The organism is Saprospiraceae bacterium, assembly GCA_016716185.1.
Taxonomy (GTDB): Bacteria; Bacteroidota; Bacteroidia; order Chitinophagales; family Saprospiraceae; genus Vicinibacter.
In genome coordinates this window covers 938,284-954,564 of sequence record JADJWV010000002.1, presented here as the reverse complement: position 1 = coordinate 954,564, position 16,281 = coordinate 938,284, and the positions used below count along the sequence as shown (strand labels likewise).

The following is a 16,281-nucleotide window of genomic DNA, read 5'->3' as shown; positions in this document are numbered from 1 at the left end:
AGATAAGATTATCTGAACCCAAACGAGCGCTAACTCGTTGATTCCTAAAGAGATCTAAGTTTATGGGGTAGATAAAAATTATATATCTACGTTGCAAATATATAACTTGTTATCAAATAAGTATAAAAATATTAAAAAAAAATATATTTGTTTTTTTTGAAAAGCTAATCCATGGGATTCCGGATCAGTTTTAGCTGATTTTCCTGGGTTTAGCCAAAAAAAAAAGCCGGCCCTGAGCCGGCTTGGAATTTTATAAGATTACGATCAATTTCCTAAGATTAGCATTTTACCGGATGCATTTCCAAAATCGCTCGAAAGTGTATAATACATTAAACCAGAGCTGGTTATCTCTGCTTTAAGAATTTGAATTTCATTGCTCCCCTGCCCGGCTGCCAATCTCTTTGTATGCAACAATTTTCCGGATGGGGTAAAGATCTTAAATTCAACTTCTCCCGCTTGGGGCATTTCAAACGACAATACCGCCATTTCACTAAATGGATTCGGCTGCAATGCATTTACCAGCATGCCTGTCGAATTTTGAATTTCATCACGGATCCATTTCAACTCGAGTTGATGGGTGGATTCATCTATGTAGATCTCGTTTGAAAATCCTTCAATTTTCCGGATGTATCCAGCCGAACCTTTTGGCAGATTTCTAATCAATACACTAAATATTGGTTCTCCAGGTTGAATTTCAACTTCGTTTTCTGCAGCCCAGCTTAACTTAAATTTATTTCCTTCAATCCGATAAAGATCAGTTGAAACTTTCACTTCTCCTTTTTCTATGGTCACAATCTCCACCCCTTCAGAAAGTCTCACACCCAATTGCAATCCATCAATAGAAACCGGATTTTGGAGTGTAAAAATTAATCTGGAATATTCTGCATCCAAACGAATCAATTCTGCATTCAGAGTAATTGCCTGGGAACTTCTGCTTTGAACACTTCCAAACTGGATCTCTGCACTCTGATCGATATCGCCCGTTTTTATTCCCATAAAACTGAGATCATCCAATACATCAGTTAAATCAGCACTCTCGTATTTGTAACTGGCATCCCAGGGTTGCTCCGGTTGATTAAATGGTTTAGAACTGTTTATAAATTTCCATACCGGAGTTTGATTGGGCCATTCGTTAATCACTCCAAGTATGGCTCTCCTGATATCGGAAATATCTTTCGCTGTCAGATTATTTGAATTGTTGACATCTGCCGCAAGGATTTTATACGGCGAATTTAAAAGTTTCACTCCTAAAATATGTCTTTGAATCAAAACTATATCCAGCGTACTGACACCATTGGTTAAATCATCGTTTTTGCTCGCTTTCAAATGAAAGTCATTAATTTTTAAATCCTTAAATGTGTAAGTTCCCTGAATGTCTGTGGTCTGTTTATCCCATTCAGATTGTGTAGTGTTGTTAATCAAATGTATGTAAGTTCCCGGTATGGCGTCTGTATTTTCTCTGTTCACTTTTCCGGAAATGCTGAAGCCTGGATTGGTACCCGGACAAGCATTGTTATTATCCTGGATCCGGATGCTGGTTTCGCAGTAGTCCTGATTTCCATACTCATCCGTTACATAGATTCTAACGATTTTGGTAATGACACTTTGTCTTTCCAAACTATCGCAATTGTACGTAATTGATGTATGTGTGGTATCAGAACTAAAAGAATACTTCAATCGTTCAGGACGCGTACAATTGTCGAAACTCGCCAGATTAAAATCTTTCGCCCAAACCGTAACTTCACCATTGGTTTGCATCACTACTGTTACAACTCCGTTAATACAGTAAGGCGTTGGCTTTTTGCAATCGCTGATGGTAAATAACTGATCGCAAACAGAGGTGTTGCCACACTGATCTCTCAATGTCCATCTGATCTTGTGGGTACCTAATGGCAAGATGCCATTTGCTTGCTGACCATAGTTATCCGGTCCGAAACTACCATCGTTATTTTCATCAATTTTATAAATCCAGATAAGGTTTTGATCTTCTGTGCAGTCGTCATATCCGGCACCGGTCAAAGCATATGAGCCCATACAAATGCGGGTGTTGTTGTCGTAAAAAGACAGCGGATCGCAAAAATCTTTTGGTGCACAGGACTCCAGTGTAGGAGGCTCAGAACTTTTCACAGCTATAATTTGCGTGGTATCCCAAATTCCGGCTCCTGTTACTCTATCGTATTGACACCAATCGATCACCACCCATTTTCTGAGGATCTTATAACAGGTGCTGTCTAAAACAGCCAGTTTCAGATCATCGTAATTTGCGGCAACCTGTGCACAGGTTGTATTGGTATACAACGGATAACCCGTATGATCCGGATGGGTCATGACGTTATCACATGTATGTATCTCTATATTTTTTGGCCAAACGATATCATTCTTTGTAAATGGCTGTGTATTGATAAGCGTAATTTTTTGTTGTCTTTCAGTCATTAATCCCTGAAGATCTGTTGCTTTAAAAATTCTCAGGATATATCCGGAGTTGCATTGGATATTCTTTTCAAATCGCTCTTCAACTTGTACATCGCAATTATCATACACCCAACCATCTAAACCGGCAATGTAATTTAAATGAGCATAATAACTGTCTGGTATGATGATTGGCTTTCGGTCGGCATCATTGGTTCTGAGATGTCCAAAAATACTGAGGTCGTCTAAATCAATTGGAAAATCGCAATGTACGGTTATATCTGTTGGAGGAATGATGACAGGTGGTTCCTTATCCTGAACAGTCACTTCAATCATGCAGGTATTTTTATTTCTGTAATGATCGGTCACTTCCAATGCAACCATCACGATTTGACCCACATCGGCACAACAAAAGCTAACAAAGGGTCCGAAATCATCTGTACCGGAATGGCAGGTATCCTGCATTCTCCTGACTAAAAAGCCACTTATGCCGCAATTGTCCAGCGATCCATCGTCAAATGTCTCCGCAAAGATTTTAGCTGTACCGTCAGCACCCAAACTAACAACTGTTTTTTGATCGCATATCGGGATAGGAGCGAGATCATCCACCACACCAACTTCCATAGTACAATGGGTAACATTTCCACAGGCATCTTCTACTACATAATCAATCCAGATCCTCCCTTCAGGAGCTCCTCTTAAAAAGAAACATTTCTGGTTTTTATCGTATTCGATATACTGTTTGCTGATGATATCGGGCAAACCCGGTATTGGATTCTCCAGTCTGGAAAATACATCGTAAGTCCAGCTGTTGCAATCAATCACAGAAAGTGGTTCAGGAAGTTTTCCTTCACTTCCACAGGTATATACTTTCATGCCCATGGTAAAATCTTTCGGACAGACTACTTCAGGTGCAACTTCATCAATGACTTTAATAATCTGGTTGTGATCAATCACCTTTCCTGAACACCAATCCAGGATCACCCATCTTCTTAATATTTTATAAGTATTTCCACAAACCGGTATTTTGAGATCTGAAAAACTTGCATTTAAAGTCGAACAAGATTTCGGAACAGGCCATCCGGTAAAATCGGGATGTGGATTCCCATCAGGCAATTTTTTAAAAATCGAATCGCACTTTAAAGTGGGTTCATCAAATCCATCAAAATCATTTGGATACACAATATCCAAGCTCGTAGGTTTGATGATACATATGGTATCGTTGCAATAATTTACATTTCCGTATGAATCTTCAGCTTTCCAGGCCCTTACAATTTTCCTTAGATAAGCACTGTCGCAAGTATTGTTGTAAACGTAATCTGTAAATGACAAATACGCCGGACCACATTTGTCCCATCCATATATAACAAAATGTTGCGGGTCAATTGAATCTATTATGACCGAAATCCAGGTAGGAATGGGATAACCAAGATGATATGGAGAGAGCATGGCACCGCATCTCACTGTATCATTGGAGCACCACAATTGCGGCGGATATTTATCTTCTATTAAAATTTTTCCCCAACAGGAATTTCCTGTAGCCACATGCCAGATTTTATAATCGTACATGTTATTGATGTCGGTATGATCAAAATTCAAGTCATTTTGAGCAGTCCCGTTACTGTAATACACAACGATTGCATAGTCAGCATTGACTCCGATCATATCTTCTAAAACCATAGAAGGGAACAACGAAGCCTGACAATTGGTATCCAGAGAAACATGTACGAGGTCGTTACATGCCATAGGTGGCATCATTTCCCTGTTGAAATCGGACCGGCTGATCAGGTTGTTGAAACCCGAAAGTCCCGTTAAAAGGATCAGGCAGAGAAAACTTTTAAAAATGTACTTACATCGGTTCATGGATTCACTAATTTTATGATATTGAATAAATGCGTGTAGTTTCAGCTCAAACCATGAACCTGCAAATTATATACCAAAAAATTATAATATGAATAAGTTGATGCCCTAATGTTGGATTAAAATTCTTATATTAAACTGAATATTAATTACTTAAATATATTTAAATAGTAATATATTAAAAAAATACCCATAAAATATATTTTAAATATGAAGGGTGAATGAGGGCGGTGGGAAAAGACCGGGATGGTCTTTCGACGCGATCCGTTATTGGTTGTTTAAAATATAAGCAGCAATGAGTTCGACCCCCTTTTCAAAACTTCTGTTGTTGTTGATGATGATATCGATCTCGTCCAGATAGGGTTCGATGTACTTTTCATAGGCCGGTGCCACGTGATGTTGATACCTGTATAAGACATCTTCAAGTGGATAATTCCTTTCGGATTTATCGCGCTGTATTCTCCGGATAATTTTTAAATTATCTTTGGCGTGGATCAAAACCGTGAGGTCCAGCAAAGCCCTGGTATCCTCGTGATGCAGGATAAATAAGCCTTCCACCAAATAAACCGGAGCCGGAACAATGGTCACCGTTTTAGCTTCCTGAAATTGATTGTTGAAAGTATATTCTATGCGTTGGACAATTTCATTCTGTTGCAGTTTTTTCAGATCAGTCATGAATGCCTCGTGATCTATGGCGTCAGGGATATCAAAATTGATAACGCCCATGGGATCGCACTGCTGTAAATGCCTTGGTTTATAATAATTATCCTCGGAGATCAGACCCAATTGTTGCTCTTTGAATTTTTCACGGAGTGAACGGATAAATGCTGTTTTTCCTGCACCACTGCCTCCAGATATTCCGATCAACATATTTTAATAGGGTATGGAATAAATATTCGCTTATTTTTAAGCTCGATTAATAACCAAAGGTATGAATATTATTGAAATAGGACGCGGTCTGTTGGGGATCTCTGTGTTGATTTTAATCTGCTATTTCCTGAGTGCCAATAAAAAACAAATTAAATGGTCGTTGGTGGGGGGCGCCGCTCTGTTTCAAATTGTGATCGCATTCCTGCTGATCCAGGTCCCCCTGATTACGCATCTCTTTGAATACATTGTAAAATTCTTTTCCATCATGATCGAATCCTCTGGTAAATCAGCTTCCTTTTTATTTGGGGATCTCGCAAAACCCGGCAATCCTTTTGGATTTGCCTTTTTGATATTGCCCACCATCATTTTCTTTTCAGCGCTTTCCTCAATACTTTACTATCTTGGAATTCTCCAGAAAGTCGTTTTCGGTTTCGCATGGCTCATGAACAAATCCTTTAAGTTATCGGGAGCCGAAAGTTTGGCATCTGCGGTCAATGTATTTGTGGGACAAACGGAAGCCCCGCTGGTCATTAAACCCTATCTCCCGTCCATGACCAAATCTGAAATGTTATGTCTGATGACCGGAGGAATGGCAACCATAGCAGGAAGTGTATTTGGTGCCTATATGGCTATGTTAGGTGGAGGCAACGAACAACAAATGTTATACTTCGGATTACATTTGCTGACCGCATCCATCATTTCTGCACCGGCAGCCATCCTTACAGCGAAAATTTTATATCCTGAAACAGAACAAGTCAACCAGAATCTCGAAATCCCTAAAACGCAAATGGGAGAAAATTTTCTCGACGCGTTGTCGCACGGTACAACCGACGGATTAAAACTTGCAGTCAATGTTGGAGCTATGTTGCTCGCCTTTATGGCCATGGTATATCTCGTCAACATAGTATTGACTCAGGTTGGCGAAAGTACTGGATTGAATCATTGGTTGTCGAAAGCTACACTTGGAAAATATAAAGAATTTAATTTACAATACATCATGGGAATTCTGTTTTCACCCATAGCATGGATCATCGGAGTCGACAGCAATTACATCATACCTGTTGGACAATTGCTCGGTGAAAAAACAATTCTCAATGAATTTGTTGCATACTTATCACTTGCAGACATGAAAAATGCGCAGTTGCTCGATGATAAATCTATTTTAATTGCAACCTATGCCTTGTGCGGATTTTCTAATTTTGCATCCATTGGCATTCAGATTGGAGGCATTGGATCTCTGGCTCCATCGCAAAGACTCAACCTTACACAACTTGGCCTGAAGTCTTTAATTGGCGGAACCATCGCCTGCCTGTTGACAGCCTGTGTGGCGAATATTGTAACGCATTTGTTTTGAGTTTAAGTTGGCCAAAAGGGAAACGGGAAATCGACTTTTCGACTTTTACTCGGCTGGCGCAAGTCTTCCGACATGTGACAACGTAAATAATTTCGGGAATTGTATTTTTTTCATAAGCACAAGTCGGATTTGTCCGCCTTTTGGCGGAAGACTTGCACCAGCGATGAATTTTTCAAGAAACGCTTTGTGCAACATTGTGGCTTCAATCCCATTGTAATAGAAGTTGATAATTTGCGAAAATGATTTCCATCCCATTAAATTGAAAATTGTATACAAATAATATAAGCGCCAGTTTATACCCATGTTAAGCTAATTTAAAAAAATATTTAATATATAATACAGGGCACTTCTACAAGTCCCCTAAATATGTAATTCGTGGTCTTTTTGGGCATAACCCAAAAAAATGCTTTATTAATTTTATTAATTTAGAAAAAGTCACTATTTTTGGAAATATCCTATTCGTACTTAAAGTTTTTAGTAAAAACTTTATCACAAACAGCCCGATTAGAATGATCCTCATTGCAATTTGCATCGCTTTACTTTTAGCGTACCTGGTAGAAATCAGTGCCAGGACGACTAAAATTCCATCTGTATTGTTCCTTCTGGCATTTGGGTTTCTTTTAAACCAAACTTGTATAGTACTCCGGTTTAGCGTTGATGGTCTCGAAAAAATTCTACCAGCGCTCGGAACCATAGGACTGATTTTAATTGTATTGGAAGGAGCTCTCGAACTCGAACTAAATAAAAGCAAATTCCAGTTGATAAAAAAATCCATCGCATCTGCTTTAATACCCATGCTCCTGTCTGTCGGAATAATTTCTTTTTTGTTGTTTGTTTATTTCAAGGAACCACTCACAAAATGCATTTTAAACAGCATTCCCTTGTGTATAATCAGCAGTGCCATTGCGATTCCAGCATCCAAATATCTGATAAAACCTACGCGTGAGTTCGTTACTTATGAAAGTAGTTTGTCAGATATTATGGGAGTTCTGCTCTTTAACTTCTTTTTAATTAATCATGTATTATCCATCCAAAGTTTCATTCAGTTTATCTCACAAATCATCTGGGTCATTATTTTGTCAGCCGCTGCAACTTTTGGCCTGGCTTATATGCTGCATCGCATCCAGCATAAAATTAAATTTCTTCCAATCGTTATCATCATTGTTCTTATATACGCTCTGTCTAAAGCCTTGTATCTTCCAGGGTTAATATTTGTTCTGATATTAGGACTTTTCCTTGGAAATTTGGATGAATTCAAAAATTATAAGTTCATTCAAAAATTGCACCCGGAAATATTAAACAGGGAAGTTCATAAGTTTAAAGAACTGATCATTGAATTTACATTCCTGATTAGATCGATATTTTTTCTGGTTTTCGGATTTCAAATTCAGGCAAATGAAATCATGAATTTAAATTCACTGGCCATTGCAATTGCATTTATTATAATCATATTTGTTATCCGTTTTGTTACGTTGAAAATAATCAATTTACCTACGGTACCACTACTCCACCTGGCTCCCCGCGGACTCATATCTATATTGTTATTTTTATCCATTCCAATTTCAGAATTTATTCCGGTAATAAATAAAGCACTGGTCACTCAAATAATAATCATAAGTTGTTTATTTATGGTATATGGTTTAATTGCAACCAAAAATCAACAACCATTAATTAACAAGGTAATTTAAACTATGGTAACCGTTATTATTCCTGCGCTCAACGAACAAACCACCATTGGAAATGTAATCCAACTTTGTTTTAAAAATTCAAAAGTAAATGAGGTGATCGTTGTTGATGACAAATCAATGGATTCAACTATCGAATCGGCAATTAATGCCGGAGCAAAAGTTGTGACGAGTACAAAATTAGGTAAAGGTCCATCCATGTATGAAGGAATGTTAGCCTCAAAAAATGAGGTGATCGTATTTTTAGACGCTGATATAGAAACGTACCAGGAGAATACCATCGAATTGCTTACAGAACCCATTCTTTCCAATCAAGTCGATTTTGTAAAGTCTTATTTTACAAGACAAGCCGGAAGAGTAACTGAACTGGTAGCCAAGCCTCTTCTCAATATTCTCTATCCCAGTTTTCCAGAACTAAAACAACCCCTGAGCGGAATGATAGCCGGAAAAAAATCATTATTTAAAAAGTGTGTATTTGAGGAGGGTTATGGAGTTGACATTGGACTGGTCATCGACATGTATGCCCTGAATGCCAGGGTAGCAGAAGTCAATATTGGGCATATTGAAAATCGCATGCAATCGCTGGATCAATTAGGGAAAATGTCCAGGGAAGTTGCAAAAACCATTATAGATAAATCCAAAAACAATAAAATACAGACACTTGAAACATTTGAAAATATTTCTGTAATCCGGGAACAAATGGATTTTGCAATTCGCGAAAGTCTTGGAGCTCTTAAAAAGCTTGCCATCTTTGATATGGATAATACCGTTTTGAGAGAGAGTTTTATTCAAAGAGCTTCTAAAAAATTTGGCTTTCACAAAGAATTGATTGAAGTGGTAACCAAATACGATAACCCATTTACAAGAACCAAGCAAATTGCAAAACTGATGAAGGGAATCAGCATTGTAGAAATTTGGAATTTAGTGGAAGAAATTCCTGTAACTAAAAATTTAAAAAATTTAATTAAAGATTTAAAAGATAAAGGCTACATAATAGGCATCATCAGCGATAGTTATGATTGCGTTACCAACCATATCAAAAATTTGTATGGATTTGATTTTACATTGGCCAATGAACTTGAGTTTTCAAAGAGCAAGGCAACAGGGGAAGTAAAAATACCATCTTTTTTCTTACACGACCATCAAAGCCTTTGCAACCACATGTATTGCAAATTAAATGCTATGACTCATATGCTTGGCAGGTATAATATTGAATTAAAAAATTCACTTGTTATTGGTGATGGAGAAAATGATATCTGTATCATCAAGCATTCAGGCGTTGGGGTTTCATTCTGTGCGACAGCTTCATTAGTCGATCATGTGGCAGACTATATTATCAAAGAACCAGATTTTAATTTTGTAGCCGATATTCTAAACTAAATGTAGTCATTTCTCATTCAAACATGCCATTCGGCAATCTCATTTTTAGTGATTTTTTTTCAAAATCAAGTTCACTGATCCATTCTTCTCGCAAGGGAACATAATACTCTTTGCCTTTTATTGCAACCAAAATCAGAATTTGCCCTGGAAAATCTTCAACTCCCATGACTTTTCCTTTTTGCTTTGATTGTTCGTCAAAAAAGTAGAAGCCTCTTATATCATCTTCCAATTCAGAGGAATCATCAACATTCAATTCTTCACCCATGCGATTGCCATCCATATAAAAGGCAACATGGCTGAGAAGTTTTGCAGATTCGGGATCATGGATGTCATCAAATTCGAGAAAGCCTTCACCGGGATCGCAACGATCTTCCAGGAAAAATGGAACAGCATTTCCTTCAACCATAAAAAATACGACCCTCTCTTTCTTTAATAATTCTAAAAAAGTCTCCTGTATGTCAAACCGCAAACTACCGGACAGGCCGTATGATTTAAACGTTTTTCCAACTTCGACCAACTGGATCATGAGCGGTGATATAATAACTGTTGTTTAAAAATCATGCCTTTTTGAGCACGTTTGTGAAATGGAATGGAAGTGTCCGTATTTTGAGTATCGAGTATCCATTGTTCTTTGTATATCATTCCGGATCCTCTGGCATACTTGGCGATTGAATATCGTTTCTGGATGATGTTTTCGTCGTCGACCTCCGTAACCTTACAGGTACTGGGATATAAATACCCAAGAATGGTATCGGATTTATCTGCGTATTCGTAGTGGTAATACCAGTTTTCAAATGGTTCGAGCGTTTCTCCCTGAATTTGCAAAACACTTCGTGGATGCACATACACATTTCCATTCCAGGATCTTCCACGCTGCACCGGAAATACCAAACGAACAAAGTTGAATCCTTGTTCGCGCTTATGGAGCAGAAGCGAATTGTTTTCCACATAAAAATTTCCGGTGAGCTCCCAACCTTTTGTGGTATCCCCGGAGTGGTATACATCAATCCTGTAAATCAAATTTTGTGAAACATCGAGAAAAGTATCCATGACTTCTTCTTTCATAAATGAAATAGAAGTATCAATGACCACAGCAGATCTCAGATGATAAACGATGGAATCTATTTGGTATACCCAGGATTTGCCAAGGCCTAAAGGGTAGTAATCATATCCAAAAAATGCAGAATCCAATACTTCCGGATCCTCTTCTTTGCACTGAAAATGAACCATAGAGAAGACAATCATTGTGCAACAAAAAAGCACTTTAAATTTATTTACAGCTTTATACATATTATAACATATTTATATATGTATAACAAAGGTCGAAAAAATCCTGAAATTTTCGGGAAATTTTTAGTTAACTGGCGGAATATACTGCCGAATAATTCCACCGCATACCAGATCATCCCCTTCGTAAACCACTGCCGATTGTCCCGGAGCAATGGATTTAACGGGTCCGATAAATTCAACAGTAATGTTTTCTTGTTCAGCATACACCAGACCGGTTTGCCCGGGATCTTTATACCTGATCTTAATAACGTATTCTTTATTGTGATCAGCGGTCGCATACTTTTGCCAATTGGGCTTTGCCACTTGCATAAAACTGGATACCATTTCCTGGTCGTCGGCCAAGACTACGACATTTGAATCGGGCCGTATTTCTGTAACAAACATTGGTTTTCCGAAGGCTTTGCCCAATCCTTTCCGCTGACCGATGGTAAAAAATGGATATCCATCGTGTTCACCTAAAACATGGCCTTCTTTATCGACAAACAATCCTCTGTTGAGCAAATCCATTTTGGCGGGTGCGCGTCTTTTTATGAAAGAACGGTAATCATTGTCGGGAATGAAACATATTTCATAGCTCTCCGATTTCTTTGAAAGTTCCGAATACCCTCTGTCGTAAGCAATCTTTCGTGCTTCTGGTTTAAGCAGATCAGCGAGGGGGAAAATCGTTTTTTGAAGACAATCCTGGCTAAGGCCCCACAAAACATAGGACTGATCTTTATTCAGATCTTCAGCCTTTGAAATGAAATACCTTCCGTTCAGTTCATTTATTTTAGCATAGTGCCCGGTAGCAATTTTTTCGCAATCCAAAGCCTTTGCTCTCCTGTAAAGAGCATCCCATTTGATATGTGTATTGCACATGATGCAGGGATTGGGTGTACGGCCGGCCAGATATTCATCGACAAAATTATCGATCACAGACTCTCCGAACTCCTCTCTCAAATCCAGAATGAAATGCGGAAAACCCAGATCCACCGCTACTCTTCTTGCATCCTGCAAAGAATCCAGAGAACAGCAACCCGTTTCTTTTTTAGAGCCTCCCGATGATGCATAATCCCAGGTTTTCATCGTCACACCGATGACTTCATAACCCTCTTCGTGCAATAACAGGGCTGCAACGGTGCTGTCTATACCGCCGCTCATGGCTACCAGGATTTTACCGTGTTTACTCATTTTCGTCGCAAAGATAAGGAGATTAGCCGGCTCAGGCTTTTGTGACTTTCCAAATTCCACGACTGAACCGTATTTAAAGTGCTTATAATTAGTAACCGTACAAAAGTGCAATTGTTAAATTTTTCAACGAAAAGTTTTGTTTTCTTATATTCGTTAAAATTTACGAATATGAAAGCAACCAACCTTTCAGTGTTTACGATAACTGCGATAGTTATAAGCTTGAGCATCGAGGGATTTTCAAAGAATTCCAATCCAGGTGGTAATCTTCCCGTTCCATCTGCAGATCTCGCGATCACCTGCCCGGGTAATCAAACAGAAGCGGCCTGCCAAACTCAATCTGCCATCGATACAAAATTTGCTAACTGGTTGTCTTCTGTCAGCACTTCAGGAGGTTGCGATGTCTCGGTCAGTTCTAATGCCGGGAGTGCCCCAAACAGTTGTGGAGGAATTGTTACCGTCACCTTTACAGCCACCAGTTCCTGTGATCCTTCGGTCAGCTGCTCGGCTGTATTTTCTGTCACAGCTGCACCTCCCATCACTTTAACTTGCCCTGCCAATCAAACTGAAGCAGCATGTCAAACACAATCTTCTATTGACACTAAATTTTCTACATGGCTGTCCACTGTAAGTTATGTTGGTGGCTGCAGTGCTTCCCTTAGCAATGACAACAGTGGTTCTCCTTCGGCTTGTGGCGGAAGTAAAACGGTTCACTTTACAGTTACCAGCCATTGTGAGCCCAACGTAACCTGCAGTGCGGTATTTTCAGTGCAACAGGCACCTGTGATCGTTGTGACTTGTCCGACCAACTCGACAATGGCAGCTTGCCAAAATCAGGCTTCTGTCGATGCTGCCTACAATTCCTGGCTAACGTCTGTTAGTTACTCGGGAGGTTGCAATGCTTCCATTTCAAACAACAGCAGCTCTGCTCCCAGTGTTTGTGGAGGATCGACAACGGTCATGTGGACGGTCACTTCAACATGCGAGGGGCCTCATACCTGCACTTCTGCTTTTACAGTCACCAATGCGCCACCTGTCAATTTGAATTGTCCGCCAAATAAAGTTGAAAACACAGGTCAAACCCAAGCCGTAATTGATTCCAAATTTGCAGCATGGCTAATTACCGTTAGTTTTACCGGTGGCTGTCAGACTTCTTTATCGAATGACAATTCGGGTGCACCACCCAACACAGGAGGCTCGACTACGGTGACCTGGACAGTTACCTCAAGCTGCGAAGCACCAACCACCTGCAGTGCAAGCTTTACTGTTGAAGATCCAAATTCTACTGAAGATCCGCATTTGTTTGATGATATCTATCTACATACAGATCACTTCAGCAATCAAGCCTGGCTCCATATATCATTTCTGCAGAATCAGGAATATCGCATCGGATTATTTAATTCTGCCGGACAACAATTATGGAATCACCGTTCAACAGCAAAGACCGAAATTGTTTCCATTGATTTCAACAATTTTGGAAAAGGTATTTATTTTCTTGAATTTTCTGTAGGAAATGCCAGAAAAGTCTTTAGGTTGCCGGTGTTTTAATCTCACTATGCAACAACACAACGATGTACTTATTTATACCTCATCGGATAACCAATCACGGGTTGAAGTCCGTTTTGATGGCGATAACGTATGGTTGAATCAGTATCAATTAGCTGAATTATTCCAGACAGACCGAACCTCAATTCTGAAACACATTCAGAACATTTATGCAACACAAGAGCTGAATGAAAATTCAACTTGTGCAAAATTTGCACAAGTTCGTAACCAAGGTAAAAGATTGGTTAAGAGAGAGTTAATCAATTATAATTTAGATGTTATAATTTCAATTGGATACCGGGTAAACTCAATTCGTGCCATACATTTCCGTCAATGGGCAACCCAACGCTTAAAAGACTATTTAGTCCAAGGATTGTCTATTAATCACAAACGATTGGAAGAGTTGGGAAAAATGGTAAAACTCATTGAATCTACGGGAAATGTTGAAATATTACAATTGAGTGAAGCAAAAGGGCTTCTTCATATTCTAAGTAATTATACCCGAAGTTTTATATTACTCAATCAATACGATAGTCACAAATTACAAAATAAAGGTCTCAATTCAAATATCACATCTGAAATACAGTACGGTGAAGCGTAAACAGCCATCGAAGAACTTAAAAAAAGCTTTAACTAAAACAAGAAGCAACTGAATTGTTTGGCAACGAAAAAGACGATAGTTTTAAAAGTTCATTACAAAGTATCGTCCTGACCTTTGACGGCCAATATTAATATCCAAGTATTGAAGAACAGACTGCTCATTTGTTATACTTCGTAATAAAAAATCATTCTTTCTCCGATGGCAACAAACGCATTGGGGCTTTTCTATTTGTATGGTTTCTAGAAAAAAACAAACACCGGTTCAAGCGTTCAGGAGAAATAAAAATTAATGATAACGGTCTTACAGCACTGGCACTGTTGGTTGCTTAAAGTCGCCCGGAAGAAAAGGATATAATGATCCAACTCATTATTAATTTAATATGCGACGAAGAAAACCCTGTTTCATAATCTGACTCTATACCGCTTCGCTGTTGTTCTGCTACGCTGAAGTTTAGATTCTAAGGTCGTTTTCTGCAATTCCATTTAATTGATAATTTTTTTATATGGATTTGATTAACGGAATTTTACATTTATGATGAAAGCTTTGTGCTTATTGCTTTCTTCTATTAGTTCATTCTTCAGTTTACACAACTTCGCTGTTCTCTGCTTCAAAGAAGTTTGATTCATAGCAATTATTACTCAATTTCTTAAAACTGAAAATTGTCTATAAACAGAACCCAATAAAAGATAATCTCAACGTACATACAATTTTTCGCTTTGAGCTTTTCGCTTTTTCCGTTGAGCTTTTTGCTTCGAGCTTTCCGCCTTGAGATTAAAGCTTCACATCCATATCCTCCAATGCAATCCCTTTCGTCTCGGGAACCCATAATTTAATCCAAATCAGTTGAAGCATCATAAATCCGCAAAAGACTCCAAAGATCACCGAGGGACTCCAGATTGCAACCATGTTTGGAAATATAAGAGTCAATAAAGCAGCAAATATCCAATGCGTTGCACTTCCCAGTGATTGACCGGAATCCCGATGCCGGTTTGGAAAAATCTCACTGATAAAAACCCAGATAACTGCTCCTTGACCTATGGCATGTGCAGCAATAAAACCAAAAATGCAATAACTAACTATAGAGAAATGCTCTGTAGCAAATGCCCAGGAGCACAGTCCTAAAGAAATGACGTAACCAATACCTCCCCAATAAAGTAAAGTCCTGCGACCAACTCTGTCTATCAACCAAAGTCCGATAAATGTAAACACCAAATTCACCAATCCGATGCCTATACTTTGAAGAAGCGAAGCCTGCTGTCCAAGGCCTGTCATTTCAAATATTCTTGGGGCGAAGTACAGGATGGCATTGATTCCCGACAACTGATTAAACACGGCGATAAAAAATGCAAGTAAAATTGGTTTGAAAAGTGAGTTTGAAAAAAATGAATTTTTTTGTTTTTCCAAAGCCGCAGAAGATGATATCTGATTGATCAACTCAGACAACTCATTTTTACTCAGGTTTTGATCCAGTTTTTTAAATATTTCTTCTGCTTGTGCTAAGCTGTTTTTTTTTGTCACCAACCAACGCGGGCTTTCGGGTAATTTCAAAGCCAACAACATAAAAACAACAGAAGGCAATGCCTGAACTCCAAGCATGAATCGCCAGGAATCTGATCCCAGATGACTTAGCATGGCATTGGAAACGTATGCGATTAAAATTCCAAGGACTATATTGAATTGAAAGAAACCTGTTAGCCGTCCTCGGTTTTGAGGCGGAGAAATTTCAGCAATATAAACCGGTGCCGCTATGGTGGAAATACCAATCCCAACGCCACCCAGAAATCGGAAAATTATGAAAGTATATACATCCGTTGCGATTGCAGATCCCAGAGCTGACAAAAGAAATAAAAGTCCTACCAACATCAGGCTTGGCTTTCTCCCCCAATAATCACTTGGAATGCCTCCAATGAGAGAACCCAAAACCGTCCCCCAAAGTGCCATGCTTATTGCCAGTCCGTGCATCAGGCTGCTCAGCTGCCAGAGTTTTTGGATTTCCTGTTCTGCGCCGGAAATAACAACCGTATCAAATCCAAAAAGAAATCCCGACATCGATGCCACGATGGCACAATAATTCAAATAGTAACCACTTTTCATGAAAATAAAATTATTTTGAATTCCAT

General features: G+C 38.8%; 10 protein-coding genes and 1 pseudogene. 5 read left to right on the top strand and 6 right to left on the bottom strand.

Annotated elements, in window-relative coordinates; all coding sequences use genetic code 11:
* Positions 1-264: 264 nt before the first annotated feature.
* Both IPM34_05605 and IPM34_05600 read right to left on the bottom strand, forming a co-directional pair.
* Positions 265-4,272 carry a hypothetical protein gene (locus IPM34_05605; protein ID MBK8955016.1) on the bottom strand — a complete coding sequence of 1,336 codons (4,008 nt, stop codon included), beginning with the start codon at positions 4,270-4,272 and terminating at the stop codon, positions 265-267.
* A 264-nt stretch (positions 4,273-4,536) separates the two neighbouring features.
* On the bottom strand, positions 4,537-5,139 hold the full coding sequence (locus tag IPM34_05600) for a uridine kinase (GenBank protein ID MBK8955015.1): 603 nt from the start codon (positions 5,137-5,139) through the stop codon (positions 4,537-4,539).
* 61 nt (positions 5,140-5,200) lie between these two features.
* Between IPM34_05600 and IPM34_05595 the strand changes: the two genes are divergently transcribed.
* From IPM34_05595 to IPM34_05585, 3 genes are all read left to right on the top strand, one after another.
* Positions 5,201-6,493 carry a Na+ dependent nucleoside transporter gene (locus IPM34_05595; protein MBK8955014.1) on the top strand — a complete coding sequence of 431 codons (1,293 nt, stop codon included), beginning with the start codon at positions 5,201-5,203 and terminating at the stop codon, positions 6,491-6,493.
* Between the two features lie 509 nt (positions 6,494-7,002).
* Entirely contained in the window at positions 7,003-8,181 is a 1,179-nt protein-coding gene (locus IPM34_05590; GenBank protein MBK8955013.1) for a cation:proton antiporter, read from the top strand.
* Between the two features lie 3 nt (positions 8,182-8,184).
* Complete coding sequence (locus IPM34_05585) at positions 8,185-9,558, top strand: HAD-IB family phosphatase (GenBank protein MBK8955012.1); 1,374 nt, start codon at positions 8,185-8,187, stop codon at positions 9,556-9,558.
* Between the two features lie 13 nt (positions 9,559-9,571).
* On the opposite strand, the gene IPM34_05580 is transcribed toward IPM34_05585, so the two are convergent.
* The 3 genes from IPM34_05580 to mnmA form a co-directional block, all read right to left on the bottom strand.
* The gene (locus IPM34_05580) at positions 9,572-10,084 is read right to left on the bottom strand and encodes a hypothetical protein (protein MBK8955011.1); all 513 of its coding nucleotides are present in this window, start codon (positions 10,082-10,084) and stop codon (positions 9,572-9,574) included.
* Positions 10,081-10,788: a hypothetical protein gene (locus tag IPM34_05575; GenBank protein MBK8955010.1), complete on the bottom strand. Its 708-nt coding sequence runs from the start codon at positions 10,786-10,788 to the stop codon at positions 10,081-10,083. The genes IPM34_05580 and IPM34_05575 overlap by 4 nt, the downstream gene beginning before the upstream one ends.
* Positions 10,789-10,911: 123 nt before the next feature.
* Complete coding sequence (gene mnmA / locus IPM34_05570) at positions 10,912-12,018, bottom strand: tRNA 2-thiouridine(34) synthase MnmA (GenBank protein MBK8955009.1); 1,107 nt, start codon at positions 12,016-12,018, stop codon at positions 10,912-10,914.
* A gap of 168 nt (positions 12,019-12,186) precedes the next feature.
* On the opposite strand from mnmA, the gene IPM34_05565 reads away from it, so the two are divergent.
* Positions 12,187-13,563 carry a T9SS type A sorting domain-containing protein gene (locus IPM34_05565; protein MBK8955008.1) on the top strand — a complete coding sequence of 459 codons (1,377 nt, stop codon included), beginning with the start codon at positions 12,187-12,189 and terminating at the stop codon, positions 13,561-13,563.
* A 7-nt stretch (positions 13,564-13,570) separates the two neighbouring features.
* Positions 13,571-14,490 (top strand): annotated as a pseudogene (locus tag IPM34_05560) (virulence protein RhuM/Fic/DOC family protein).
* Between the two features lie 442 nt (positions 14,491-14,932).
* On the opposite strand, the gene IPM34_05555 reads toward IPM34_05560, so the two are convergent.
* Positions 14,933-16,255 carry a sugar porter family MFS transporter gene (locus IPM34_05555; GenBank protein MBK8955007.1) on the bottom strand — a complete coding sequence of 441 codons (1,323 nt, stop codon included), beginning with the start codon at positions 16,253-16,255 and terminating at the stop codon, positions 14,933-14,935.
* Positions 16,256-16,281 lie beyond the last annotated feature (26 nt).

What these genes read in the sequence shown, in the direction of transcription:
- IPM34_05605 (MBK8955016.1), bottom strand. Translation starts at nt 4,272, where the DNA reads ATGAACCGATGTAAGTACATTTTTAAAAGTTTTCTCTGCCTGATCCTT.
- IPM34_05590 (MBK8955013.1), top strand. Translation starts at nt 7,003, where the DNA reads ATGATCCTCATTGCAATTTGCATCGCTTTACTTTTAGCGTACCTGGTA.
- IPM34_05565 (MBK8955008.1), top strand. Translation starts at nt 12,187, where the DNA reads ATGAAAGCAACCAACCTTTCAGTGTTTACGATAACTGCGATAGTTATA.
- IPM34_05575 (MBK8955010.1), bottom strand. Translation starts at nt 10,788, where the DNA reads ATGGTTCATTTTCAGTGCAAAGAAGAGGATCCGGAAGTATTGGATTCT.
- IPM34_05585 (MBK8955012.1), top strand. Translation starts at nt 8,185, where the DNA reads ATGGTAACCGTTATTATTCCTGCGCTCAACGAACAAACCACCATTGGA.
- IPM34_05600 (MBK8955015.1), bottom strand. Translation starts at nt 5,139, where the DNA reads ATGTTGATCGGAATATCTGGAGGCAGTGGTGCAGGAAAAACAGCATTT.
- IPM34_05555 (MBK8955007.1), bottom strand. Translation starts at nt 16,255, where the DNA reads ATGAAAAGTGGTTACTATTTGAATTATTGTGCCATCGTGGCATCGATG.
- mnmA (MBK8955009.1), bottom strand. Translation starts at nt 12,018, where the DNA reads ATGAGTAAACACGGTAAAATCCTGGTAGCCATGAGCGGCGGTATAGAC.
- IPM34_05580 (MBK8955011.1), bottom strand. Translation starts at nt 10,084, where the DNA reads ATGATCCAGTTGGTCGAAGTTGGAAAAACGTTTAAATCATACGGCCTG.
- IPM34_05595 (MBK8955014.1), top strand. Translation starts at nt 5,201, where the DNA reads ATGAATATTATTGAAATAGGACGCGGTCTGTTGGGGATCTCTGTGTTG.